Here is a 24,278-nt window from a genome sequence, read left to right on the forward strand (position 1 = left end):
TCCTTGATGACGATTGACCCGCTGGTGCTGTTGCAAGCTTACGCGATCGGCGTGTTTCCCATGTCCGATGATCGCGAGGCTGACGAGGTTTACTGGATCGAGCCAAAACAGCGGGCGATCATGCCGCTCGATGGCTTCCACATTTCCCATTCACTGGCCAAGACGATCCGGCGGGAGCGGTTCCGGGTGACCGCCAATCGCGATTTTGCTGCCATAGTCAGGCTCTGCGCCGAAGCCGCGCCGGATCGGCCCTCCACCTGGATCAATCATCCGATCGAGCGGGCCTATCGCCATCTGCATGAAATTGGTTTCGCCCACTCCGTTGAGGTGTGGGAGGGGGAGGAACTGGTCGGCGGCCTGTATGGCGTGGCGCTGGGACGGGCGTTTTTCGGGGAAAGCATGGTGTCGCGGCGCACCGACGCGTCGAAGGTGGCACTCGCCTGGTTGACCGCTCGCATGCGTTTTGGCGGTTTCACCCTGCTGGACTGCCAGTTCATGACCGATCATCTGCGGTCATTGGGCGCGATCGAGATCAGCCAGCGCGACTATCTTCAATCATTGGCCGGCGCGTTGGACGGGGTGGCGCTGGGGGCTGGGCGGGGCGTGCTGGCGACTGGCTCCGGCGTCTGGGCAGAGCTGGCATTCTCCCCGCTGGCGGGGGACGCATTGGCGCGCGCGCCGTCGGGCACGTCACCCTTGTCGCCCAGCTTCACCGTATCGGGGCCGGTTTCGGGCCACGACATCGTGCAGCTCCTGACCCAGACGTCATAGATCGGGTGCTGCACGACGTTGCGGTCCGGTCTTTCCCGGAACAACCAGCCGGAAAAATTGCGGCGCCATTTATTGTCGGCCGTGCTGCGAACGTCGAGCTGAACGAAGGCACCCGTTTCCTTCACATTTTCCCAGGGCGCTGTGGTTTCGCAGGCTTGCAGCCGAACAATGGCATCGCCCACGCGCAGCGCTTCGCCCGGCTTCATCGTCAGGTCGGTGGTGATCCCGTTGCGCTTGTTGAGCAGGCCGATCACCGCCACCCGCTCGTTCATCGGCGTACCGGTGAGGGGAGACTCGTCGCCATTGCGGATTTTCTGCCCCTCGATGCGAACAGGACCGCTCTGGTTCTGTGTCGGCAGGTCGTCGCCGCCGCAACCGGCCAATATCAGGGTACAGCCGAGAATCGGCAGGAAACGTCCCGCCGGGCGCCGCATCATGGTGCGTCGGGGCTCCATGCCTCGTAATCGCCGGTGGCCTTCTGGCGCAGGCCGCCCTTTTCCAGCGCGCCGCTGGGGCGATAGGCCTGGGCGGTGCCGGTGGCGTTGGGGGTGAAATCCTTTTCCCAGATGCGCGGCGGCGGCAGGAAGCTTTCCGGCGCGCCCTCGATCGAATGGTGCAGCCAGCCATGCCATTCGGCCGGCACGCGGCTGGCATCGTTCGCGCCATTATAGATGACCCAGCGACGGATCAGTCCATTGGGGTCCGTACCGCCTTCATAATAGACATTGCCCTGATGGTCCTCACCCACCTTGCTGCCCTTGCGGGAGGTGTAGAGCGCGGTGCCGATGGTCGCGCCATCCCACCAGGTGAAGATCTTGCCAAGGATTCCCATGGGCCAAGCGCTTAGCCGTTGCTGCCAGCGCTTGGCAAGGCGGTTCTGGTCAGCGGGGGCAGAAATTGAGGGGGTTTGCGGGCAGGGACACGGTGCAGTCGCCCCATTGCACATGGTCGCCCTCCCTGATGCCCAGTTCCGCCGCCCTGCCGCCGCGGAGTTCAAGGACGGCGGCGACCGGGATGCCAGCGGAGACCGGCTCGCGGGAATAGGGGGCGGCGTTCGCCTTCAGGAAAGCGATGCTGCCGTCGGTGTGGATGAACAGCATATCGAGTGGGATCAGCGTGTCCTTCATCCAGAAGCTGGCGGTACGCGGTGGGTCCATCGGGAACAGCATGCCAGCGTCAGGAGCGATCGATTGCCGGAACATGAGGCCGCGTTCCTGCTGTCTTTCGGTGAGCGCAACCTCCACCGTGAAACGGTGCGAGCCATCGGCGGTGCGGATGGTGAGGGGCAGGGCGCTGATCTGCCGGGCAGAGGAGGTGTTTTCCGCCTTGGGAGCGTTTGGGGAGCATGCGGCCAGCAGCGTTGCGACAAGGAGAAGGGAAAGGCGCTTCATGATCGGGGAGTAGCGCAGCTTTGCGTTTGAAAACAACATGACTGTCTGGCGGCCGCATGCAAAGCCTGGCTGGTCCGTGCAGCTTATGTCTCCGCTTCCGGTACTTCCCCCGGCGCGGCGTCGACCCAGAGCCGGGCGGTGGCATAATCATGCCCCGCGCGCAGGAAGGCGGCGATCCATTTTTCCCGCTGCCCGGGGTCTGGCCGCTCCTGCGCATAGGGTCCGATCCGCTTGCGGCGGGCAAAGCGGTCGGCGGCGGACCAGCTCTCCTTTTTCGTCTCGGCGTCGGCTTCTTCGCGGTCGGTTTCTGCTATGCCGTCGGCGCGCAGGGCTTCCGCGACCCTGCGCGGGCCATAGCCGCGGCGGCTGAGTGCGCCGCTTTTCATCACCGCATAGCTCGCATCGTCGACATAACGCAGTTCGCTCAACCGATCGACCAGCGCCTGCGGATCGGCGGGCGCCTCTCCCGTCCAGCCGCGTTCCCTGATCTTGCGGCCGAGATAGGCGAGCAGCTTCGCCCGGCTCGTGGCGAAGCGCCCGACATAGCGCAGCGCCAGTTCGCGCAAGGTCTCTTCATCGAGCGGGGGAGGGGAGCGTTTATCGGCCATGGCAATGCTTCATGCCTCCGCCGCCTTGATTATGCCACAGTCGGGCCGGAATTTTACCGCCCCTTATACGGTAAAAGCCCAGGCTGGAATGCAACTATCCGGTGCAAAGAGGCTTGAAAGCTGTTAGCGGCGCGCCGGAATATGACAAACATGACATTGGGTGACACCAATATGACGGGTTCGCAAAGCATGATGGCACCGACGCCGACCACCGACGACCTGCCCCGCCGCTTCTCGGATTTCGAGACGCTGGGGGAAGCGCTGGATTATGCTGCGATCGGGCGGCGGGGTCTGAATTTCCACGATGCCCGTGGAAATCTGGCTCGGCCCTATCCGTTCAGCGAACTGCGGGCCGATGCCGTCGCCTGCGCGCACCGGCTGATCGCCCATGGGGTGAAGCCGGAAGATCGCGTGGCGCTGGTCGCAGAAACGGGCGCCGATTTCGCGCAGCTTTTCTTCGGCATCGTCTACGCCGGCGCCTGGCCCGTGCCGTTGCCGCTGCCGACCAGCTTCGGCGGCAAGGAAAGCTATATCGACCAGCTGAATGTTCAACTGTCAAGCTGTGACCCGATGCTGTTCCTCTTTCCCAAGGAACTGGAGGAGATGGCGGGCGAGTCCGGTCGGCAGAAGAATGTCGAGAGCATCGCCTTCGAGGATTTCATCGCGCGGGATGTCGTGCCCTGCGACCTGCCGCAGGCGAAGGGCGAGGAGATCGCCTATCTGCAATATTCGAGCGGTTCGACCCGTTTCCCCCATGGCGTCGCGGTGACGCATCATGCGCTGCTCAGCAATCTTGCCGCGCATAGCCATGGCATGGAATTGCAGGACAGCGACCGCTGCATCAGCTGGCTGCCCTGGTATCATGACATGGGGCTGGTCGGCTGCTTCCTGTCCGTGGTCGCCAACCAGGTGTCGACCGACTATATGAAGACCGAGGATTTCGCGCGCCGTCCGCTGGCGTGGCTGGACCTCATCAGCCGCAATGAAGGCACCTCGATCAGCTATTCGCCGACCTTCGGCTACGACATCTGTGCGCGCCGCATGTCCAGCCAGACCAAGGCGCAGGATCGCTTCGACCTGTCGCGCTGGCGGCTGGCGGGCAATGGCGCGGATATGATCCGCCCCGACGTGATGCAGAGCTTCGTCGATGCATTCGGCGACGCGGGGTTCAGCCCCACGGCCTTCCTGCCGAGCTATGGCCTGGCCGAGGCGACGCTGGCCGTCACCATCATGCCGCCGGGCGAGGGGATCATCGTCGAACTGGTCGAGGAAACCGACCTCTCGGGCGGCGACGCGACCGAGGGCCGTCCGCAGCGTTTCCGTTCCATCGTCAATTGCGGCAAGCCCGCGCGCGGCATGATCGTGGAGATTCGGGACGAGGATGGCGGCCTGATGAACGAGCGCCAGATCGGCAAGGTGTGGACCACCGGCCCGTCGCTGATGGTCGGCTATTTCCGCGATCCTGAAGCGACCGAAGCCTGCATGGTCGACGGTTGGCTGGACACGGGCGACATGGGGTATCTCAGCGACGGCTATCTCTACATCGTTGGCCGCGCCAAGGACATGATCATCATCAACGGCAAGAATCATTGGCCCCAGGACATTGAATGGGCGGTGGAGCAGCTCCCCGGCTTCAAGCAAGGCGACATCGCGGCCTTCGCGATCACCACGCCGGGTGGTGAGGAAGCGCCCGCGGTGCTGGTGCATTGCCGTACCTCCGACAATGACGAACGCACGCGGTTGCGCGACCAGATCCGTGAACGGGTCCGCGCGATCACCGGCATGAACTGCGTTGTGGAGCTGGTGCCGCCGCGCACTTTGCCGCGCACCAGTTCGGGCAAGCTCAGCCGGTCGAAGGCGCGCAACCTCTATCTGACCGGCGAAATCCGGCCGTACGACATCGCAGCCTGAACCCTTGCGCGGCAGCGCTGGCGGTATCGCTTTTTTCGCCTTCCCGTGCGCCGCTGTTACGGATTGCTAACTGCTTGCTGCTAATCCGACCGGGTGAAACGCGGGCAAGGGCCATCTTCTGAACCGATTTCTCGGGAGCGGATATCGCTTCGAGCCATGATGGGTCTCGTCATTGTGCCGGGCGACGCCGCCGAGCGCGTGCTCGCCGCACAATTGCGCTCGGCCGATGATGTTGCGCTTCTCCGGCAGGCAATGAACGTCTTTGGCCTGCTGTTCCTCTGGCAGGTTTTCGGCCATCATGGATCCGTGCGGGGGCTGACGCTGTGGAGCGCGGCCTTGCTCTTCTCCATGGTCACCGGCGCCTTTTTGCGGCGCAGACGGAATGGCGCGGCCGCAAGCGTTGCCGATCTCCGGCTCCATGGCTTTACCGGGCTGCTTCATGGCCTCATCTGGGCGACCTGCATGATGACGCTTTCCTCGGGGCACGGTGCTTCCCTGCTGGTGGCGCACTGGACGCTGATCAGCTGCATCATGGTTTGCGGCGCGATCAGCTATGCGGCCACTCCGCTGGCGGCGACAGGCTTCCTGCTGCCCTGCATCGTCGGCCTCTGTTTTCTCTTCGATGCGCGGGATCAGACGCCGCTGCTTGCCCTTGCCACCAGCTACGCCCTGTCGCTTCTGGTCGGCTGCTTTCTTTATGCGCGGACTTTCGCCCGGCAGCATAGCGCCAGCGTGCAGTTGGAGGAAAAGAGCGAGGTCGTCAGCCTGCTGCTGCGCGAATATGAGCATGGCGCGTCCGATTGGCTGTGGCAGACCGATCCGGCGCGGCGGTTGAGCGACGTATCGCCGCGCCTCGCCGAAATGCTGGGCCGTACCCCGGCCGAGGTGGAAGGGTTGTTGCTGGTGCAATTGCTGGCAGGCAGTGCGTGGGAGAGCGGCCTGTTCCCCACCGAGCTGCATGCGCTGGCGGGCCATCTGATGCAGCGGGAAAGCTTCAGCAATATCGTGCTGCCGGTTGAGCAGGATGGCGCGGTGCGATGGTGGGAACTGTCCGCCTCCCCACGTTATGACGAGGGCGGTGCCTTTCTCGGTTTTCGTGGTGTCGGCTCCGACATTACCGAGCAGCGGGAATCGGCGGATCGGATCGCGCAGCTCGCCAGGTTCGATCCCCTGACTGGCTTGCCGAACCGGACTCATCTGCGCGACGTGCTCGATCAAAGCATGAGCGGCGCGGCATCACGGGGGCCGGTGCGTGCTGGCTGCTGCGCTTTCCTGATGATTGACCTCGATCGGTTCAAGGCGGTGAACGACACCTTGGGTCACCAGATCGGCGACCAGCTGCTGACCCAGGTCGCGCGCCGGTTGCGATATATTTGTTCCGGCGCGGAATTTTGCGGGCGGGTCGGCGGCGATGAATTTGCCGTGGTCATCACGCAATTGGGAGACAATCAGGACGTCGAAAAGCTGGCTGCCAGGATCATCAATGGCCTTTCCGCCCCCTATCAGGTCGACGAACATACGCTTTACGTGGGCGCGTCTGTCGGATCGGCGGTGTCGCCGCAGGACGGTCATGAATCAGAAGCGCTGATCCGGAGCGCGGACCTTGCCCTTTATCGGGCGAAAGGCGACGGGGGCGGCGTGCATTGCCCCTATGAACCGCAATTGCATGCCCAGGCGGAGGAGCGGCGCCAATTGGAATTGGCGCTGCGGGATGCGCTGGAAAAGAATCAACTGCATGTGCTGTTCCAGCCGGTGGTGGAAGCGCGGCAGGGGAGTGTCGTCGGGTTCGAGGCGCTGGTGCGCTGGACCCACCCGGACATGGGACCGATCTCACCGGCAAAGTTCATTCCGGTCGCGGAAGAGGCGCGGCTGATCGGACCGATCGGCGAATGGGTGCTGCGGACCGCATGCAAGGAAGCGGCATGCTGGCCTGAGGACATACGGATCGCGGTCAATGTCTCGGCCCAGCAGCTTACCCATCCCAGCTTTGTCGGCGCCGTGGTGTCGGCGCTTGCCCAAAGCGGCCTGGAGGCGCGGCGGCTGGAGCTGGAAGTGACCGAAAGCGTGTTCGTCAACGCTGATACCGGAGCGCTCAAGATCCTGGACCAATTGCGAGGGTTGGGCGTCCAACTGTCGCTCGACGATTTCGGCACTGGCTATTCCTCGCTCGGCTATCTCAGCCGAACGCGGTTCGATACGATCAAGATCGATCGCAGCTTCGTGGTGGGCGCATCGAACAACAAGGCCGAGAGTCTCGCGATCATGCGCGCGGTGGTCACGCTGGCCGAAAGCCTGGACATGGCGACCACCGCGGAGGGTGTCGAAACCGAGGCCGAACTGGCGATGGTCCGTGGTTTGGGCTGCCACAAGATTCAGGGCTTCTATTTCGGGCGGCCCATGCCGGCGGCCGAAGCGGCGGCGCTCTTTCCGGCACGTCAGGCACGGGCCAGCGCCTAGAGCGATTTTCGAGCGATCGGAACCGATTGCTGGTTAAAAGCGCGGAAAACAAGCGAACCTGCTCTCAACCTCCTAACGTTTCTGAACCTGCCGCTCGATCATCGTCCAAAGTCCCGCAAAGGCCTGAGCGGGCGGGGACGAACTCGCAAAAGCGCCAAGCGGCTTGCGACGAACAGCCATTTGCTCAACCGCGCTGGCCATGGGAATGGCTGGCCAGCCGGGTTGCGCTTCCAGCGCAGCGCGGTGCAGCGCGCGGCGGCGATCGACCATGGAATAGACCGGCATGATCGGTGGGTGGTTGCCGCCGCGCTGCACCAGATAGCGGGCGACTTCTCCCATGGCCCGCTGGGCCAGGGGAGAGGGGATGACGGGAATAACGATCATGTCGGCCGCCCGCAACACCTGCTCGCTGGTTTCGGTCAGGCCGGGCGGACAATCCAGGATGATGCGGTCATAATCCTTGCCCAGGCTCTCGATCAGCTTGGCGAGACGTTTCTTCTTGTCCATCTCCCGGAACAGATGGTCGAGGCTGCGCAGCGAGGTGTCCGCGGCGATCAGGTCCAGGCCCGGCACGGTGGACCGCTGGATCAGCTTGCGAACCTCCACATTCTTGCTGAAGATCGCGTGCGCGGCATCGCGGCTTTCGTTGTCGGTGGAGATCAGCCAGCTTGACGCGGCTTGCGGATCGAGATCCCAGAGCAGCGTTCGCCGCTTCGAGATGCTGGCCGACGCCCAGGCGAGGTTGATCGCGAAGGTGGTTTTCCCAACTCCGCCCTTCAGGCTGTAAACGGCGATGGTCGCCACTTGCGGTTCCTTTGCCATGTGCGGAGGCTATCTTGCTGCACCGCCAAAGCAAGGGCTGAATCACGGCAATGTTACAGCGTCGTGACAGGGTGGGTCATGTCCGACGACACGGCGGCGACGGCATGAAAAATCCCGCCGCGCGGCAAAGGCACGGCGGGATAAGATGGTTCGTTGCGAAGGATCAGGCAGCCGCCCGGCGTTCCTTCAGCTCCTCGTTCAGCATTTCCGCGAGCAGGAACGCGAGTTCCAGGCTCTGCGCGGCGTTGAGGCGCGGGTCGCAATGGGTGTGATAGCGGTCGGCCAGCCCCTCGTCCGTGATGGCGATCGCTCCGCCGGTGCATTCCGTCACATTCTGCCCGGTCATTTCGGCATGGATGCCGCCGCCGAAGCTGCCCTCCGCCCGGTGAACGGCGAAGAAGCCACGCACTTCCGCCAAAATGCGGTCGAACGGCCGCGTCTTGTACCCGTTGGCTGCCTTGATGACATTGCCGTGCATCGGATCGCAGGACCAGACCACCGGATGACCTTCGCGAAGGACAGCGCGGACCAGTTTGGGCAGGCCGGCTTCGATCTTGTCATGACCATAGCGGGTGATGAGCGTGATGCGACCGGCTTCCCGGCTCGGGTTCAGCACGTCCAGCAGGCGGATCAGCGCATCCGGCTCCAGGCTGGGGCCGCATTTCATGCCGATCGGATTGCCGATGCCGCGCAGATATTCGACATGCGCCGATCCTTCGAACCGGGTGCGATCGCCGATCCACAGCATATGGGCGGAGGTGTCGAACCAGTCGCCGGTCAGCGAATCCTGCCGGGTCAGCGCCTGCTCATAGGGCAGCAGCAGCGCCTCGTGGCTGGTATAGAAGCTGGTTCCGCCAAGCTGGGGCACGGTGTCGGGCGACAGGCCGCAGGCGCGCATGAAATCGAGCGCCTGGCCGATCTGGTCGGCCATCGCCTCGAATTTCGCGGCCCAGGGGCTGCGACCCATGAAATCCAGCATCCAGCCATGGACCCGGTCCAGGCTGGCATAGCCGCCGGTCGAAAAGGCGCGCAGCAGGTTTAGCGTCGCCGCAGACTGGTTGTAGGCGCGGATCATGCGCCCTGCGTCGGGTTCGCGCGCCTCCGCCGTGAAGGCGATGTCGTTCACATTGTCGCCGCGATAGCTGGGCAGTTCCACGCCGCCGATCGTCTCCGTATCGGAGGAACGCGGCTTGGCGAACTGGCCCGCCATGCGGCCGACCTTCACGATCGGCAGCTTGGACGCGAAGGTCAGCACCACGGCCATTTGCAGCAGCACACGGAAGGTGTCGCGGATATTGTTCGGGTGGAACTCCGCGAAGCTCTCCGCACAGTCGCCGCCCTGCAGCAGGAACGCCTCGCCTGCGGTCACCTTGGCAAGTTCGGCCTTCAGGCTGCGCGCTTCGCCGGCAAAGACGAGCGGGGGAAACTGGCTGAGCTGCGCCTCCACGGCGCCAAGCGCCTGGGCATCACGATAGACGGGCATCTGAATGCCCTTTTGGCTGCGCCAGCTTTCCGGCGTCCACTTCGCCGCCACGTCGAGTCTCCCAAAGATCGTAAAATAGGGGCCGCACCTACGCGCAACCAGTGGCCAACGCAAGTTTATAGCAGTTGTGGGCCGGGGGGCGTCATTTCTGGCAAGGATAATGTTCGTTGAGCGCCACGCTGACAAGGACGGAGGCGGGCGCCTGGCGTTGGTCGGGGTAGCGGGCGAGATAGGCCAGGACGATACGCTTCACTTCCTGCGCATCCATTTGGGCTGGCCAGCAATTGGGCTGAGCCCGGCCGATGAACACGTCTTTCTTGATGCCGTCCACCGCACCGACAATATAGGCGGTGCAGGCGAGCGCATATTCCGGCGCCTTGTTGCGGCATTTGGCGAGCAGGGTCGTGCCCGTCTCGAACATATAGCTTTGCGCCGGGGCAACGGGGGGCATTGTCGCCATGGCGCCAATCCCCATGAACGCTGCGGTTGCGGCTTTTAGCATGGGCGGAATATGCCCGCTTGCCTGACATAAGTACAAACGGGCGGGCTGATCCGCCGCACGCTCTGCCTCAGTGGTTGGAACCTTAAGCCGCCTCGAGTGTCAGGCGCCAGTCCCAGCGCAGCGGATCGCCGTCCATGACCTCCACCCCCCGCTCTATCAGGGCGTCGCGTATCCCGTCCGACAACGCGAACTCCTTTTCGGCGCGAGCCTGCTGGCGGCGATCCAGTTCGGCCTCGATCTCTTCGGGCATGATCGCCGCATCCCGGGGCCGGATCCGCAGGTCGGCGCGCCCGATGGTCAGCAGGTTGAGGCCCAGCGCCTGATCGAAAGCCGCGATAAGGCAGAGCTTTTCGTCCACCGGCACCTTCTTCATGGCGATGGTTTCCTCCAGCAGCGGCAGTGCGCGGGGCGTCATCAGGTCATCGCTGATCGCCGCGTCGAACTGTTCGAGCAAAGGCGCGAGCCTGGGATGCAGATTGGCGCGCAGCCAGTCGAGCCGCAGCGACTGCCATGTCACGCCCTCGGCCCGCGCCTTCAGATTTTCCACGCCCATGACAAGGCGTTTCAGGCGGGTGAGCGCGGCGCCGACATTGTCCGCGCTGAACTCCAGCTCGCTGCGATAATGCGCGCCCAGGCAAAGAAGGCGATAGGCGAGCGGATGGACGCCCGCGTCGATCAGCGAGAAGAGGGTGGTGAAGCCGCCCTTCGACTTGCTCATCTTTCCCTGTCGATCCACCAGGAAATTGTTGTGCATCCACCATTTCGCACCGGTGAAGCCTGCGGTCGCCGCGTCCGCTTTGCCGCAGCAGCTGCGGAATGCCTGGTTCTGCGCGATTTCATTGGGATGATGGATTTCGCGATGGTCGATGCCACCGGTGTGGATATCGAACGGATGGCCAAGCCGGGCTTCGCTCATGACCGAACATTCCAGGTGCCAGCCCGGCGCGCCCCTGCCCCAGGGTGAATCCCATTCCATCTGGCGCTGCTCGTCGGGTGGCGATTTGCGCCAGATGGCAAAGTCGCTGGGGTTGCGCTTTCCTGCGACCGGATCGATCCGGGCATGCGCCGCGTCGTCCCGGCCCCCGGCCAGCGCGCCATAATCGGGCACGGTGCTGCTGTCGAAATAGAGGCCCGTTTCCAATTCGTAGCAATGGGCCGGGGCGATCTTCTCCGCAAAGGCTATCATCTGCGGGACATAGTCGGTGGCGACCGTCCATTCGCTGGGAGGGATGATGTTGAGATCGGCGATGTTCTGCTTGAACGCCTGGGTATAATGGGCCGCTATGTCCCAGATGCTCTTGGCCTGGGCACGGGCCGCGGCCTCCATCTTGTCGTCGCCGGCGTCCGCATCCGACGTCAGATGGCCGACATCGGTGATGTTGATGACATGGGTGACGGTGAGCCCCTTCCACTGCAGCGTGCGGCGCAGCGTGTCGGTGAAGACATAGGCGCGCAGGTTGCCGAGATGGGGATAGTTGTAGACGGTCGGGCCGCAGCTGTAGACGCGGGCGTGGTTCGGCTCGATCGGGGCGAAGGGCTCCACGCTGCGCGTCAGGCTGTTGAACAGGCGCAGGGACGCGTCGGCATGCTGCTGGGCGGGGGTGAACTGGTCGCTCATGCGCGCAGCCATGCGGCGATCGGGCCAAGGCGTCAACTGGCCTTGGCATTTGTAATAAATTGTTGCTGGCACGCCCTCCCTCCGCGCCATCCCTTGCATTGGTGCGTCTGCCCACCGATATTGCTGATGCGGGCCGGGCCCCTCTGGTGGTTGGATGATGTGACATCCAGCCGCGATGTCGGACCGCATCGAGTGTGCTCGGTGCAGGTTCGTGTGCGTTTGCCCCCCTCTGACGTTGCACGAAGACCGCGCCGGGCCACTCGATCCGTCAAGACTGGTTTTTTGGATGGAGTGATAACGCCGTGAACAATCGCGTTCCTATGCCGGGCTATGGTGCGAGCCAGACGGCGCAGACCGATGCCGGGCTGCGCGCGCACATGCTGGGCGTTTTCCGCAACATGGGCCTAGGCCTGGTCATCACCGGGCTGGTCGCCGCTTTCATCGGCAATACGCCGGCGCTGGCCGCCGCGATCTTCGGCACGCCGCTCAAATGGGTGGCGATCTTCGCGCCGCTGGCCTTCGTGTTCTTCTTCAGTTTCCGCATCGAAAAGATGACGACCACGGGCGCGCGCATGGCCTTCTACGCCTTTTCGGCGGTGATGGGCGTGTCGCTCGCCAGCATCTTCGTGGTCTTTACCGGCGGATCGATCGCGCAGGCCTTCTTCTCCGCCGCGGTGATGTTCCTGGCGATGGCGCTGTGGGGCTATACCACTGGGCGCGACCTGTCTAAATTCGGATCGTTCCTGATCATGGGCCTGATCGGCATATTGGTCGCGAGCCTGATCAACATCTTCATCGGCTCCTCGGCCATGGCGATGGTGATCTCGATCATCGGCGTGGTGGTGTTCACTGGTCTGACCGCCTGGGACGTTCAGCGCATCAAGTCGGAATATTTCTATTACGCTGGCCATGAAGTGGCGCAGAAGATGCAGGTGATGGGTGCGTTGTCGCTCTACCTGAACTTCGTCAACCTGTTCCAGATGCTGCTCAGCCTGACCGGCGAGCGGGAGTAACAGCCAATGCGGGACCAGGCCGCTGTGTCGGCCATGCTCTGCCCGGTCTGTCATGTGGGGCTCTCCATGACGGACCGGCAGGGGGTGGAGATCGATTATTGCCCTCAATGTCGCGGCGTCTGGCTGGACCGGGGTGAACTGGACAAGATCATCGAGCGTTCGTCAGGCGGCATCCCGGCTCCGCCGGCAAGCTACCGCCCGGACCGGGGCCGCCAGGACGATGGCCGATATTATCAGAAAAAGCGGAAGAAGAGCTTTCTGGAAGAGCTTTTCGACTGACAGAAGCGGCCCTGGTTGCGGACCGTTTTTTTCGGGGCTGCGCCATAGGTGCTTTCATGGAATGCCGCTAAGAGGTCGGATACGGTCCCATCACGACGGATCGCCTTGTTCGAGTGAGTTGCATGCCGCGTATTGACGAAAAGGAATTTCAGCAGGTTACGCCAGTCATATTGGCCGGTGGATCAGGGACGCGGCTTTGGCCGCTTTCGCGCAAATCCTATCCCAAGCAGTTCGTGCCTTTGCTGGGCGAGGAGACGTTGTTCCGCTCTGTCGTGCGGCGACTTTCGGGGGAAGGGAAGGGTTTCTCCTTTGGCCGCCCCGTCGTTCTGACCAACGCGGCCTTCCGCTTCATCGTTGCGGAGCAACTGGCGCAGGAGGGCGCCGATCCGCGGGCCATCATGATCGAGCCTTCGGTGCGCAACACGGCGCCCGCCATATTGGCGGCCGCGCTGCACCTGATGGCGGGCGATCCGGAGGCGGTGATGCTGGTCGCACCCTCCGACCATGTGGTACCCGACGCAGAGGCCTTCCGCGCGGCGGTGAGTCAGGGGCTGGCGGCGGCGCGTGCCGGTGATCTGGTGACTTTCGGCATTCAGCCGACGCGGCCGGAAACGGGCTATGGCTATCTGCAGGTTGTCGCCCGGCCGGATGGATCGGGTGAACCGATCAAGTTGGCGCGCTTTGTCGAAAAGCCGGACGCGCTGCGGGCGGCCGAGATGTTGGCGAGCGGCGATCATCTCTGGAATGCGGGGATTTTCCTGTTCGCGGCGAAGGATCTGATCGCCGCCTTCGAGGTGCATGCGCCTGACGTGCTGGCTGCGGTGCGGCCGGCGGTCGAGGCCGCGGAGGGCGATCTGGGCTTCCTGCGGCTGGCGGCGGAGGCGTGGGACGGCGCGCCGGATATTTCCATCGACTATGCCATCATGGAACGGGCCGACAATCTGTCGGTCGTGCCCTATGGATCGGCATGGTCGGACCTGGGTGGCTGGGACGCGGTGTGGAGCCATGCCGGCCCGGATGCGGTCGGCGTGACGCTAAGCGGCGGCGCGACGGCTATTGATTGCAGCGATACGCTGTTGCGGTCGGACAGCGAGGGCATGGAACTGGTCGGCATCGGGCTCAGCAACATCATTGCGGTGGCGATGAACGACGCGGTGCTGATCGCGGACAAGGCGCGCGCGCAGGATGTGAAGCTGGCCGTCGAGGCGCTGAAGCAAAAGGGCGCAGCGCAGGCAGAGCGCTTTCCCAAGGATCACCGGCCCTGGGGCTGGGTGGAAGGTCTGCTGGCCGGCGATCGTTTCCAGGTGAAGCGGATTGTGGTGCAGCCAGGGCAGTCGTTGAGCCTGCAGAGCCATTTCCATCGGTCGGAACATTGGATCGTCGTCGAAGGAACCGCCAAGGTCACGGTGGACGACGACGTGACGCTGCTGACGGAAAACCAGTCGCTTTATGTCCCTGCGGGCGCGAGGCATCGAGTGGAGAATCCGGGCAAGATACCCGTGGTCTTCATCGAGGTGCAGACCGGCACCTATTTCGGGGAGGATGACATCGTGCGGTACGAGGATCGATACGCGCGGAAGTGAAGTTCACCCGTCATCCCGGCTTGCGCTGGGACGACGGGTCGGGAAAGGGACTTCGGAGTATTTTTCAAGTTGACCGTTTACGGCCAACGGCTCGGGAAATGCGGCATCAAAAGACTGGAGCGTTTCCTCTCACAGGGAAGCTTTAATGCGCTGCGCCCCAGCTTGGGCCATGGCCGATTTCCACCCCCAGCGGCACGCTGAGCTTCACGATCGGTTCGGCAGCAGTCTCCATCACGCGCTGGATAATGGCGCTCGCCTGCTCCACGTCGCTTTCGGGCAGTTCGAAGACCAGTTCGTCGTGAACCTGCAGCAGCATCTTGACCTGGTGCAGCCCTTGGGCCGCGAGCGCCGGTCCCATGCGGGCCATGGCGCGCTTGATGATGTCGGCGCTGGTGCCCTGGATCGGCGCATTGATCGCGGCGCGTTCGGCGCCCTGGCGCTCGTGCTGGATGGATGCCTTGATGCGGGGGAACCATGTCTTCCGGCCGAACAGCGTCTCCGTATAGCCTTTGGAGCGCGCCTTTTCGATCGTGTCGGTGATGTAGAGGCTGATGCCGGGGAAGCGTTCATAATAGCGGCTGATCATGTCCTGCGCCTCGTCGGCGCTGATCTCCAGCCGTCCGGCGAGGCCCCAGCGGCTGATGCCGTAGAGGATCGCAAAGTTGATGGTCTTGGCCCGGCCGCGCGTGTCGCGATTGACCTCTCCGAAAAGTTGCTGCGCGGTGGCGGCATGGATGTCCTCGCCGTTCGCGAACGCCTCCTTCAGCGCGGGTACGTCCGCCATATGGGCCGCAAGGCGCAGCTCGATCTGGCTGTAGTCCGCCGCCAGAATGACATTGCCCGGCTCTGCGACGAAGGCGTGGCGGATTTGCCGGCCGACTTCGGTGCGGATCGGGATGTTCTGGAGATTGGGGTCGGTCGATGACAGGCGGCCGGTCTGCGCGCCGGACAGGCTGTAACTGGTGTGGACGCGGCTGGTGTCCTTGTTGATCTGCGCCTGGAGCGCGTCGGTATAGGTGGACTTGAGCTTGGAAAGCTGCCGCCAGTCGAGGATCCTGCCCGCGATTTCCGCGCCCTGGGCCTTGAGCTGCTCCAATATGGTGACGTCGGTCGAATAGGCGCCGGACTTGCCCTTCTTCCCGCCCTTGTAGCCCATCTTGTCGAACAGGATCGCGCCCAGTTGCTGGGTCGATCCGATGGCGAAGGGCTGGCCCGCGAGGCCATGGATCTCGCCTTCCAGCTTTGCGATCTCGGCGGTGAATTCCGTTGAGAGACGGGAAAGGGCCTCGCGGTCGACCTTGATCCCTTCATGCTCCATCTTCGCGATCACCGCGACGAGCGGGCGGTCCACCAGTTCGTAGACGCGACTGGCGCCTTCGTTCGCGACGCGGCTCTTGAACAGCCTCCACAGGCGAAGCGTGACGTCGGCATCCTCCGCCGCATATTCAGTCGCCTTGTCGAGCGGGACTTCGGCGAAGCTGATCTGGCTCTTGCCGGTGCCGCAGACGTCCTTGAAGCTGATGCATGTGTGCCCCAGGTGAACCTTCGCCGCCTCGTCCATGCCGTGGCCTGCCAGGCTCTGCCCCGCGTCGAGGTCGAAGCTCATGACGATGGTGTCGTCATAGGGGGCGATCTCTATCCCGTGGCGGCGCAGGACGGTGATGTCATATTTGAGGTTCTGGCCGATCTTGAGGACGCTGTCGTCCTCCAGCAGCGGCTTCAATCTGGCGAGGACGAGATCCCTGGGAAGCTGTTCGGGCTTCTCCGCGAACATGTCCTTGCCGCCATGGCCGACCGGAATGTAGCAGGCGGCGTTGGGACCGACGGCGAGGCTGACGCCCACCAGCGCGCAGGACACGCAGTCGAGCATGTCCGTCTCCGTATCGACGGCGACCAGCCCCTCGGCCCGGGCGGCGGCGATCCAGCGGTCGAGCGCGTCTTCCGTCACCACCGTTTCATAGAGGCTGCGGTCGATCGGCGGTTCTTCCTCCAGCACCGGGGCGGAGGGGGTGGCGCGTTCGGTGACGGCGGCGGCTGCGGTCGCGACCGCCACGGCCGCGGCGGGGGCTCCGGCGCGGGCGAGCAGCGATTTGAAGCCGTGATGTTCGAGGAAGGCCTGCAGCGGTTCGAGCGGAATCCCTTTGAGCGTCAGGTCGTCGAGCGGTTCGGGCAGGTCCATGGCATCATGCAGCGCCACCAGCCTGCGCGACAGGCGGGCCATGTCCGCATGCTCGATCAGGTTTTCCTGCATCTTCGACTTCTTCATGCCCGGCGCGGCTTCCAGCGCGGCTTCCAGGTCGCCATATTCGGTGATCAGCTTGGCAGCGGTCTTGGGGCCGATGCCCGGAATGCCGGGAACATTGTCGACGCTGTCGCCCATCAGGGCGAGGACGTCGCCCAGCTGATCGGGCCGGACGCCGAATTTCGTCATCACATATTCCGCACCGCGCCGCTCGTTCTTCATCGTGTCGTACATGTCGACGCCGGGTTGGATGAGCTGCATCAGATCCTTGTCGGAGCTGACGATCGTGACGTGCCAGCCCGCCGCGACGGCGGCCTTCGTGTAGCTGGCGATGATGTCGTCGGCCTCGAAGCCGGCTTCCTCTATGCAGGGCAGGGAGAAGGCGCGGGTGGCGTCGCGGATCATCGGGAACTGGGGGACCAGATCCTCCGGCGCCGGGGGACGGTTCGCCTTGTAGGCGTCATACATGTCGTTGCGGAAGGTGTGGCTGCCCTTGTCCAGCACCACGGCAAGATGGGTCGGCCCTTCGGCCTTGCCCAGTTCATCGGCCAGTTTCCAGAGCATGGTGGTGTAGCCATAGACCGCGCCGACGGGCTGGCCATGCTTGTTGGTAAGGGGCGGAAGCTGGTGATAGGCGCGGAAGATATAGCCGCTGCCGTCGACCAGATAGAGATGATTCTGAGGCATGGGGGAGGGGATAGCGGGTTATGCGGGGGGCCTCCAGTGGCGTTGTTGGTTGCCGGCGGTGCGGCCGTCCCCCTCATGCCCGGCGAGCGGGCGTCCGGTTTGTTGATCCAAAGGAAATTGGATGCCGGCCGAAGCGGACAGGCCGGCGGAGAGGGCGGATTTACGTCATTTTTTGCCGAAGTTCACACCATATGCGCGCGCATGCCCGCGCGCGCGTGGGCGGCAGGCCATGATTTTTCACGATGTTTCAAAGAGCGGGCGGGATAGGCCCGCCCGCCTGCTGTAGGACAGCCAAAAGCGGCCCTTGTTGGAGAAATAGGACGTTTTTCGGCCGCTCTGTAGCTTTCCGGTCACGCCATGGGGCGAGGCCGAACTATCTGCTACCAGCTGAGCGGCAGGCTATCGACGGTGATGTTGACGCCCGTCGTGATCTTCGGCCGTGCTTCGGGATCAAGGCCGAAGTCAGGGATGCGTTTCAGCCATTCTTGCAGCATGACCTTGATTTCCGCGCGGGCCAGCATGGAGCCGGGGCAGACATGCGGCCCCGCGCCGAAGGTCGCCTTGGTGGGTGATTTCCGCGCGAAGTCCACCGTAAGAGGGTCGGCGTAAATGGTCGTGTCGACCGCGCCGGTGGGGGTGGACAGCATCACCATGTCCCCCGCCCGCATCGCCACGCCGTGGAAATCCATGTCCCTGGCGGCCGACCGGGCCGGGTTGGTGAGCGAGAAGCGGCGCAGGAATTCCTCGATCGCGTTCGGCAGGAGATTCTCATCGGCCAGAAGCGCATGGCGATGTTCCGGCCGCTGGGCGAGGAACCACATGATCTGGCTCATCATCGTCGCCACCGTGTCCAATCCGCCGATCAGCAGGAGCAGGCAGACGCCGACGGCATCCTCGATCCTGATCAGGTCGCCTTCGACCTGCGCCGTCGCGATGTGGCTGATCAGGTCGCTGCCCGGCGCGGCGCGGCGTTCGGTGACACGCTGGCCGATATATTGCGCCAGTTCCGCCATGGCCGCGCCCTTGTCGGCGCTGGCCTGCACCTGCTTGGCGGCGAGCGGCAGGAGGCGCAGCCTGTCCTCCTCCGGCAGGCCGAGCATCCGCATGAAGATGCGGATGGGCAGATGCTGGGCAAATTCCGTCACGAATTCGCAGCGGCCCCTGGGTGCGATCTCATCGATCAGTTCGATCGCCAGCGACCGGGCGTCCTTTTCCAGGTCCTTCACGCGGACAGCGGTGAAGGCCGAGGCGAACAGCTTGCGATAGACCTGCTGGCGCGGCGGATCTTCCTCGATCGGGATCAGCCGGGGACGCAGGCCCATATTGGCCTGAAAGCGCGAATCCACCGAGACGCCGTTGCGCGAGGTGAAGCGTTCCGGATCGGCAAAGGCTTCCATGATGTGGTCGCGGCGCTTCAGCACCCAATGGCCGCCATTATAGGGGGACCAGAATATATCCGGTATGGCCGCATCGTTGAGCCGGCTGAATGCCGTCTGATAATCTTCATCGGCCAGGATCGGGTGGTAGGCGTCGAAATCCGCCACCAGTTCCGCTGGCACATGAGGCGGAATGTCACTGACCTGTGCAGGCTGCGTTGCCATGGGTGTCTCCATCATTTGGACGAAGAGCTAGAAAGGCGGCGCAGGATCGTAAATCCGGCGCATCGTCAAATCACATGGCCGATGCGACGCGCCGCGCGGGATGGCGGCTGCGTCGCAAGGGGCAGGCTGTCAACGGCCCACGCGGTCGAGCAGGGCGGTGAGCTCGTCGGGGGCGGAATAGAAGGGCGAATGATCGGTGTCGAGGGATGCGGTCGCGCAGGGCTGCGCCGTCACCATCGCGCGTTGCAGTCCGGGCAGGACCGATTCATCCCGTTCGCAATGAATATAGGTGCGCGGCACCGTGCCGTAGCGTGCCGCCGTCAGATGGATGGGCGCGTCGCGCATGGAGGTGGGTTCGGGCGTCAGGCGCGCGAATGCCGCCGCCGCCTGGGCTTCGGACGTCATGCCGTAGAAGGCGCGCAAGGCCGTATCCTGGTCATGCCAGAGGCTGGTGCGGCCGTCCTGCGCCATGCTGATGGAGCCCGCGACATGGGGCGTGCGCGCTTCCGTGCTGTTGTCGAAGATCTCCGCCATGCTTTGCCCCGGCAGGGCCATCACCGCCGCCAGGTAAACGATGTGGGAAACCGCGTCGGGCGCCAGTTCTGCCGCCCGGCTGACGACGATGCCGCCCCGGCTGTGGCCGACGAGGATGGCCGGTTCGTCCGCGGCCCGGGCCATGCCCGCCACGAACATCGCCCATTCCTCGAGCGTGGCGACGTGGCCCGATGGCGCGTCGGCGCCCATGCCCGGCAGATCGGGCGCGCGAACATCATGTCCGAGCGCTTGCAGCCGTGGCGCGATCTCTTCCCAGCACCAGCCGCCATGCCAGGCGCCATGGATCAATATGTAGCGCGCCATTCTGCCATCCTCCGATTGCCTGACCAGCGCCCGGCACCAATCGTCCGGAAATCGGCGCAGGTTCTTGTTGTCGCATCGTTTCGGAAGGGGCCGGTTCCGACCCTTTCCGAACGATGCTTCCAATAGAGGCGACAGGTCGCAGCCCGCAATGTCCAGCGGCGGTCATCGCATATGTGGACAGGGACGGCGGGGTGCGCCGACGGGAGGCGCGTCGGATCAAGCGCGCAGGAGCGGCGTCCTGGAGCGATTTCCAAGCGATCGGAACCGATCGCTGATCAGGAAATCGCGGAAAACAAGGAATCCAGAGCGGCGATCTGATTCAATCAGATCGAAACCCGTTCTAGAGAATCTCATGGACCCGTTCGGGAGGGCGGGCGATGACGACGCCCTTGTCCGTGATGACGATGGCGCGCTCGATCAGGATCGGGTGCGCGGCCATCGCGTCCAGCACGGCCTTGTCGTCCTGCACATCAAGGCCGATTTCCTTGACGATGCCTTCTCCCTTGCGGACCGCTTCGGAAGGGCGGACGCCCGCCCTTTTCAGCACGGCCTCGATTTCGACGCGGCTGGGCGGGGTCTTGAGATATTCGACGACCTCCACATCGACGCCCGGCGCCTCCTCCAGGATCGCGAGCGCCGCCCGCGACTTGGAGCAGCGCGGATTGTGCCAGATGGTCGCCCTCATGCCGTCATGGCCTTCACTGCGCCTCGTCCCTTGCCAGCCATTCTTCCAGCCACTTGATCGTATAGTCGCCGTTGAGGAAATCGGGATCGGTCAGCAGCTTCTGGTGGAGCGGGATCGTGGTCTTCATCCCCTCGATCACATATTCCTCCAGCGCGCGCTTCAGCCGCATGATGCAGCCCTCGCGGGTGCGGCCATAGACGATCAGCTTGCCGATCATGCTGTCATAATAAGGCGGCACCCTGTAGCCCTGATAGAGGCCGCTATCGACGCGGACGTGCATGCCGCCGGGAACATGATAGCTGGTGACGGTGCCCGGAGAGGGGGCGAATGTCCTGGGATCCTCCGCATTGATGCGGCATTCGATGGCATGGCCGGTAAAGACCAGATCCTTCTGCTCGACCGAGAGCGGCTTGCCCTCCGCCACGCGGATCTGTTCGCGCACCAGGTCGACGCCGGTGATCATCTCCGTCACCGGATGCTCCACCTGAAGGCGGGTGTTCATCTCGATGAAGTAGAATTCGCCGTCTTCCCAGAGGAACTCGATCGTGCCGGCGCCGCGATAGGCCATGTCGGCCATCGCCTTGCGCACGACTTCGCCCATGCGGTTGCGCTCGGCGGCGGAAAGGACGGGGGAGGGAGCCTCCTCCAGCACCTTCTGGTGGCGGCGCTGGAGCGAGCAGTCGCGCTCGCCCAGATGGATGGCGTTGCCGTTGCCGTCGCCGAACACCTGGAATTCGATATGCCGGGGATTGCCCAGATATTTTTCCATATAGACGGTGTCGTCGCCGAAGGCGGCCTTCGCCTCGCTGCCTGCCTGCTTCATCAGCGTTTCGAGCTGGTCTTCGGAGGGCACGACCTTCATGCCGCGCCCGCCGCCGCCCGATGCCGCCTTGATGAGGACGGGGTAGCCGATCTTCGCGGCCACTTCCTTCGCTTCCTCGACGCTGGTGATCGCGCCGTCGGAACCGGGGACCAGCGGCAGGCCGAGCGCGCCGGCGGTGCGCTTTGCCTCCACCTTGTCGCCCATGATGCGGATATGTTCGGGCTTCGGCCCGACAAAGGCGATGTTATGCGCCTCCACGATCTCCGCGAACTGGGCGTTTTCCGACAGGAAGCCATAGCCCGGATGGATCGCGTCCGCGCCGGAAATCTCGGCGGCGGAGATGATCGCGGCGACGTTGAGATAGCTGTCCTTCGCGGCCGGCGGGCCGATGCAGATCGCCTCGTCGGCAAGGCGCACATGCATGGCGTCGGCGTCGGCGGTCGAATGGACGGCCACCGTCTTGATGCCCATTTCATGGCAGGCGCGGTGGATGCGGAGCGCGATTTCGCCCCGGTTCGCGATCAGCAGCTTTTCAATGGCCATGTGTGAAGCGGCCCTTATTCGATGACGATCAGCGGCTGGTCATATTCGACCGGCTGGCCATTATCGACCAGGACGGCCTTGACCGTGCCCGCCTGGGGGGCGGTGATAGCGTTCATGACCTTCATGGCCTCGACGATCAGCACGGTGTCGCCTGCCTTCACGGTGGAGCCGACGGCCGCATAGGGCGCGGCACCCGGTTCGGCGGCGAGATAGGCGGTGCCAACGATGGGCGAGCGGATGGCGTTGGTCGCGGCCGGCGCCTCCGCCGGAGCGGCAGCAGCGGCAGGCGCGGCGACCGGAGCGGCCGCGACCGGAGCCGGGGCGGCGATATAGGCGGGTGCGGCGTTGCCGCCCGCCTTGCGCGCGACGCGGATCTTCCGGTCGCCGTCTTCCACCTCGATTTCCGTCAGGTTGGTGTCGTCGAGCAGCGCAGCGAGATCGCGCACCAGTTGAACGTCCACCTGCATTGCGCCCTTTTCAGCCTTGTCGTTCATTTTCATTCCCTGGACGGTGAATTTCGTGTTCCGATGCCCGCGCCTATGCGCATTTGCGCCGGAGCGCAACTTATGTGCGTCGAGTTACAGTTCGAGCGCCGCTTCCAGCGCCAGCATGTAGGACAGGGCGCCAAAGCCCGCGATGGTGCCCTTCGCCGCCATGCCGATATAGCTTTTATGGCGGAATTCCTCGCGCCGGTGCGGGTTGGACAGATGCACCTCGATCACCGGGACCGTGATGGCCTTGATCGCGTCGTGCAGCGCGATGGAGCTGTGGGTAAGGCCGGCGGCGTTGAGGATGACGGCGTGCGCGCCCTCCGCATGGGCCTCCTGCAACCAGTCGATGAGATGGCCTTCATGGTTGGACTGGCGGAAATCGATCTCCACATGGGCGCGGTTGGCGGCGTCCTCCATTCGCTCGGCAATGTCGTCCAGCGTGTCATAGCCGTAGATTTCCGGCTCCCGCGTGCCGAGCATGTTGATGTTGGGACCGTTCAGGACATAGATTTTGCGCGTTTCGGTCATGACGGTCCCCTTGAGGTTGCGGGTGGGGCGTTGACGCCCCTATATGCGCGCTGATCTTTAGCCCTTCGTGTCGCGCCAAGTCGAGACACCTTGTTTGACAGGACCGGATAGTGAGCGTCGACGGAACCATCTCCATCCATATCAATGGCGAGCATCGCCGCATCCGCGCGGGCATGACGCTGGCGGAACTGGCGAGCGAACTGGGTTTCGTGCCGGAAAAGGTGGCGGTGGAACGCAATCTGGAGGTGGTGCCGCGATCGACCCTGGCGCAGGTGTGCGTCGAGGATGGGGACGAGCTGGAGATCGTGCATTTTGTGGGCGGCGGCGATGTGTCGCCGGTGCATGAGGATAGTTGGACCGTGGCGGGCCGGACCTTCCGATCGCGCCTGATCGTCGGCACGGGCAAGTACAAGGATTTCGAGCAGAATGCGGCGGCGGTCGCGGCTTCGGGGGCGGAGATCGTCACCGTGGCGGTGCGGCGCGTCAATGTGTCGGACCCCAAGGCGCCGATGCTGACCGACTTTATCGATCCCCGGAAGATCACCTATCTGCCCAATACGGCGGGCTGCTACACGGGCGAGGAGGCGATCCGGACCTTGCGCCTGGCGCGAGAGGCGGGCGGATGGGATCTGGTGAAGCTGGAAGTGCTGGGCGAGGCGCGGACGCTCTATCCCGACATGGTGGAAACGCTGCGGGCGACGGAGATATTGGCCAGGGAAGGCTTCAAACCGATGGTCTATTGCGTCGATGATCCGATTGCGGCGAAGCGGCTGGAGGATGCAGGCGCGGTGGCGATCATGCCGCTGGGCGCGCCGATCGGGTCGGGCCTGGGCATCCAGAATCGGGTGACCATCCGGTTGATCGTGGAGGGAACCAGGTTGCCGGTGCTGGTCGACGCGGGCGTGGGTACCGCGTCCGAAGCTGCGCAGGCGATGGAACTGGGCTGTACCGGCGTGCTGATGAACACCGCGATTGCCGAGGCGAAGGATCCGGTGCTGATGGCGGCGGCGATGAAGGCGGGGGTCGAGGCGGGCCGCATGGCCTATCGCGCCGGCCGCATGGGCAAGCGCATGTATGCCGATCCGTCGAGCCCGCTGGCGGGGTTGATCTGATTTTCTGAAGTCCGAACTGGGCTCCTGCCTGTGCAGGAGCACGGCCGCATGTTTTCGCGATCGCAGCAAATTGACCCATTGCCGGGTTGCTTCTATCTCCTTGGGCGGATTCCCGGACAGGAGGACTGGCGATGGTGAACAAGCTTTACCCCGATGCTGCGCGCGCGTTGGAGGGGCTTCTCTTTGACGGGATGCATTTGTGCGCGGGCGGATTTGGGCTGTGCGGGATACCGGAACGGCTGATCGACGCGATCCGCGACAGCGGGGTCA

22 protein-coding genes and 1 pseudogene are annotated in these 24,278 nt (G+C 64.0%); 8 read left to right on the forward strand and 15 right to left on the reverse strand.

What is annotated here, in order from left to right; all coding sequences use genetic code 11:
* Window positions 1–6 precede the first annotated feature (6 nt).
* Entirely contained in the window at window positions 7–771 is a 765-nt protein-coding gene (gene aat / locus MRBLSP13_RS19815; protein WP_363738014.1) for a leucyl/phenylalanyl-tRNA--protein transferase, read from the forward strand.
* A 35-nt stretch (window positions 772–806) separates the two neighbouring features.
* Here the strand turns inward: aat and MRBLSP13_RS19820 are convergent.
* The 4 genes and pseudogenes from MRBLSP13_RS19820 to MRBLSP13_RS19835 all read right to left on the reverse strand — a co-directional run.
* Window positions 807–1,226 (reverse strand): annotated as a pseudogene (locus MRBLSP13_RS19820) (DUF2155 domain-containing protein); the annotation flags it as partial.
* Complete coding sequence (locus MRBLSP13_RS19825; protein WP_363738016.1) at window positions 1,205–1,603, reverse strand: NADH:ubiquinone oxidoreductase subunit NDUFA12; 399 nt, start codon at window positions 1,601–1,603, stop codon at window positions 1,205–1,207. The gene MRBLSP13_RS19825 and the pseudogene MRBLSP13_RS19820, both read right to left, overlap by 22 nt.
* A gap of 49 nt (window positions 1,604–1,652) precedes the next feature.
* Window positions 1,653–2,162 (reverse strand): DUF192 domain-containing protein, encoded by a 510-nt coding sequence (locus MRBLSP13_RS19830; RefSeq protein WP_363756226.1) that lies wholly within the window; start codon window positions 2,160–2,162, stop codon window positions 1,653–1,655.
* 83 nt (window positions 2,163–2,245) lie between these two features.
* Complete coding sequence (locus MRBLSP13_RS19835; protein ID WP_363738018.1) at window positions 2,246–2,770, reverse strand: regulatory protein RecX; 525 nt, start codon at window positions 2,768–2,770, stop codon at window positions 2,246–2,248.
* Window positions 2,771–2,920: 150 nt separating this feature from the next.
* Between MRBLSP13_RS19835 and MRBLSP13_RS19840 the strand changes: the two genes are divergently transcribed.
* Both MRBLSP13_RS19840 and MRBLSP13_RS19845 read left to right on the forward strand, forming a co-directional pair.
* On the forward strand, window positions 2,921–4,681 hold the full coding sequence (locus MRBLSP13_RS19840; protein ID WP_363738019.1) for a fatty acyl-AMP ligase: 1,761 nt from the start codon (window positions 2,921–2,923) through the stop codon (window positions 4,679–4,681).
* A gap of 156 nt (window positions 4,682–4,837) precedes the next feature.
* On the forward strand, window positions 4,838–7,138 hold the full coding sequence (locus tag MRBLSP13_RS19845; RefSeq protein WP_363738021.1) for a putative bifunctional diguanylate cyclase/phosphodiesterase: 2,301 nt from the start codon (window positions 4,838–4,840) through the stop codon (window positions 7,136–7,138).
* 72 nt (window positions 7,139–7,210) lie between these two features.
* Here MRBLSP13_RS19845 and MRBLSP13_RS19850 read toward each other — a convergent pair whose 3' ends face one another.
* The 4 genes from MRBLSP13_RS19850 to cysS all read right to left on the reverse strand — a co-directional run bounded on the left by MRBLSP13_RS19850 (window position 7,211) and on the right by cysS (window position 11,563).
* A complete protein-coding gene (locus MRBLSP13_RS19850; RefSeq protein ID WP_363738022.1) occupies window positions 7,211–7,960 on the reverse strand; it encodes a ParA family protein in 750 nt (249 codons plus the stop codon).
* A gap of 163 nt (window positions 7,961–8,123) precedes the next feature.
* Window positions 8,124–9,494 (reverse strand): class II 3-deoxy-7-phosphoheptulonate synthase, encoded by a 1,371-nt coding sequence (locus tag MRBLSP13_RS19855; RefSeq protein ID WP_363738023.1) that lies wholly within the window; start codon window positions 9,492–9,494, stop codon window positions 8,124–8,126.
* 91 nt (window positions 9,495–9,585) lie between these two features.
* Window positions 9,586–9,903 (reverse strand): Rap1a/Tai family immunity protein, encoded by a 318-nt coding sequence (locus tag MRBLSP13_RS19860; RefSeq protein WP_363738024.1) that lies wholly within the window; start codon window positions 9,901–9,903, stop codon window positions 9,586–9,588.
* Window positions 9,904–10,027: 124 nt separating this feature from the next.
* A complete protein-coding gene (gene cysS, locus MRBLSP13_RS19865; RefSeq protein WP_363738026.1) occupies window positions 10,028–11,563 on the reverse strand; it encodes a cysteine--tRNA ligase in 1,536 nt (511 codons plus the stop codon).
* 320 nt (window positions 11,564–11,883) lie between these two features.
* On the opposite strand from cysS, the gene MRBLSP13_RS19870 reads away from it, so the two are divergent.
* From MRBLSP13_RS19870 to MRBLSP13_RS19880, 3 genes are all read left to right on the forward strand, one after another.
* Window positions 11,884–12,576 carry a Bax inhibitor-1/YccA family protein gene (locus MRBLSP13_RS19870; protein ID WP_363738236.1) on the forward strand — a complete coding sequence of 231 codons (693 nt, stop codon included), beginning with the start codon at window positions 11,884–11,886 and terminating at the stop codon, window positions 12,574–12,576.
* Window positions 12,577–12,582: 6 nt separating this feature from the next.
* On the forward strand, window positions 12,583–12,855 hold the full coding sequence (locus MRBLSP13_RS19875; protein WP_363738028.1) for a zf-TFIIB domain-containing protein: 273 nt from the start codon (window positions 12,583–12,585) through the stop codon (window positions 12,853–12,855).
* A gap of 122 nt (window positions 12,856–12,977) precedes the next feature.
* Window positions 12,978–14,438 (forward strand): mannose-1-phosphate guanylyltransferase/mannose-6-phosphate isomerase, encoded by a 1,461-nt coding sequence (locus tag MRBLSP13_RS19880; RefSeq protein WP_363738030.1) that lies wholly within the window; start codon window positions 12,978–12,980, stop codon window positions 14,436–14,438.
* A gap of 142 nt (window positions 14,439–14,580) precedes the next feature.
* Here MRBLSP13_RS19880 and polA read toward each other — a convergent pair whose 3' ends face one another.
* The 7 genes from polA to aroQ form a co-directional block, all read right to left on the reverse strand.
* Complete coding sequence (gene polA / locus MRBLSP13_RS19885; RefSeq protein WP_363756228.1) at window positions 14,581–17,367, reverse strand: DNA polymerase I; 2,787 nt, start codon at window positions 17,365–17,367, stop codon at window positions 14,581–14,583.
* A 380-nt stretch (window positions 17,368–17,747) separates the two neighbouring features.
* Complete coding sequence (locus MRBLSP13_RS19890) at window positions 17,748–18,968, reverse strand: cytochrome P450 (RefSeq protein ID WP_363756230.1); 1,221 nt, start codon at window positions 18,966–18,968, stop codon at window positions 17,748–17,750.
* Between the two features lie 129 nt (window positions 18,969–19,097).
* Window positions 19,098–19,826, reverse strand: a complete 729-nt coding sequence (locus tag MRBLSP13_RS19895) for an alpha/beta fold hydrolase (protein ID WP_363756232.1) — start codon at window positions 19,824–19,826, stop codon at window positions 19,098–19,100.
* Between the two features lie 340 nt (window positions 19,827–20,166).
* A complete protein-coding gene (gene arsC / locus MRBLSP13_RS19900; RefSeq protein WP_363756234.1) occupies window positions 20,167–20,511 on the reverse strand; it encodes an arsenate reductase (glutaredoxin) in 345 nt (114 codons plus the stop codon).
* Between the two features lie 13 nt (window positions 20,512–20,524).
* Window positions 20,525–21,877, reverse strand: coding sequence for an acetyl-CoA carboxylase biotin carboxylase subunit (gene accC / locus MRBLSP13_RS19905; protein WP_133653305.1), 1,353 nt, complete (start codon window positions 21,875–21,877; stop codon window positions 20,525–20,527).
* A 14-nt stretch (window positions 21,878–21,891) separates the two neighbouring features.
* Entirely contained in the window at window positions 21,892–22,371 is a 480-nt protein-coding gene (gene accB, locus MRBLSP13_RS19910; protein WP_363738038.1) for an acetyl-CoA carboxylase biotin carboxyl carrier protein, read from the reverse strand.
* Between the two features lie 84 nt (window positions 22,372–22,455).
* Window positions 22,456–22,896 (reverse strand): type II 3-dehydroquinate dehydratase, encoded by a 441-nt coding sequence (gene aroQ, locus MRBLSP13_RS19915; RefSeq protein ID WP_363756236.1) that lies wholly within the window; start codon window positions 22,894–22,896, stop codon window positions 22,456–22,458.
* A 110-nt stretch (window positions 22,897–23,006) separates the two neighbouring features.
* Between aroQ and thiS the strand changes: the two genes are divergently transcribed.
* Both thiS and MRBLSP13_RS19925 read left to right on the forward strand, forming a co-directional pair.
* A complete protein-coding gene (gene thiS, locus MRBLSP13_RS19920) occupies window positions 23,007–24,008 on the forward strand; it encodes a sulfur carrier protein ThiS (RefSeq protein WP_363756238.1) in 1,002 nt (333 codons plus the stop codon).
* 131 nt (window positions 24,009–24,139) lie between these two features.
* Window positions 24,140–24,278 (forward strand): CoA-transferase (locus MRBLSP13_RS19925; protein ID WP_363756247.1); only part of this gene is annotated, 139 nt, incomplete at its 3' end.

The organism is Sphingobium sp. LSP13-1-1.1 (assembly GCF_040676415.1).
Taxonomy (GTDB): domain Bacteria; phylum Pseudomonadota; class Alphaproteobacteria; order Sphingomonadales; family Sphingomonadaceae; genus Sphingobium.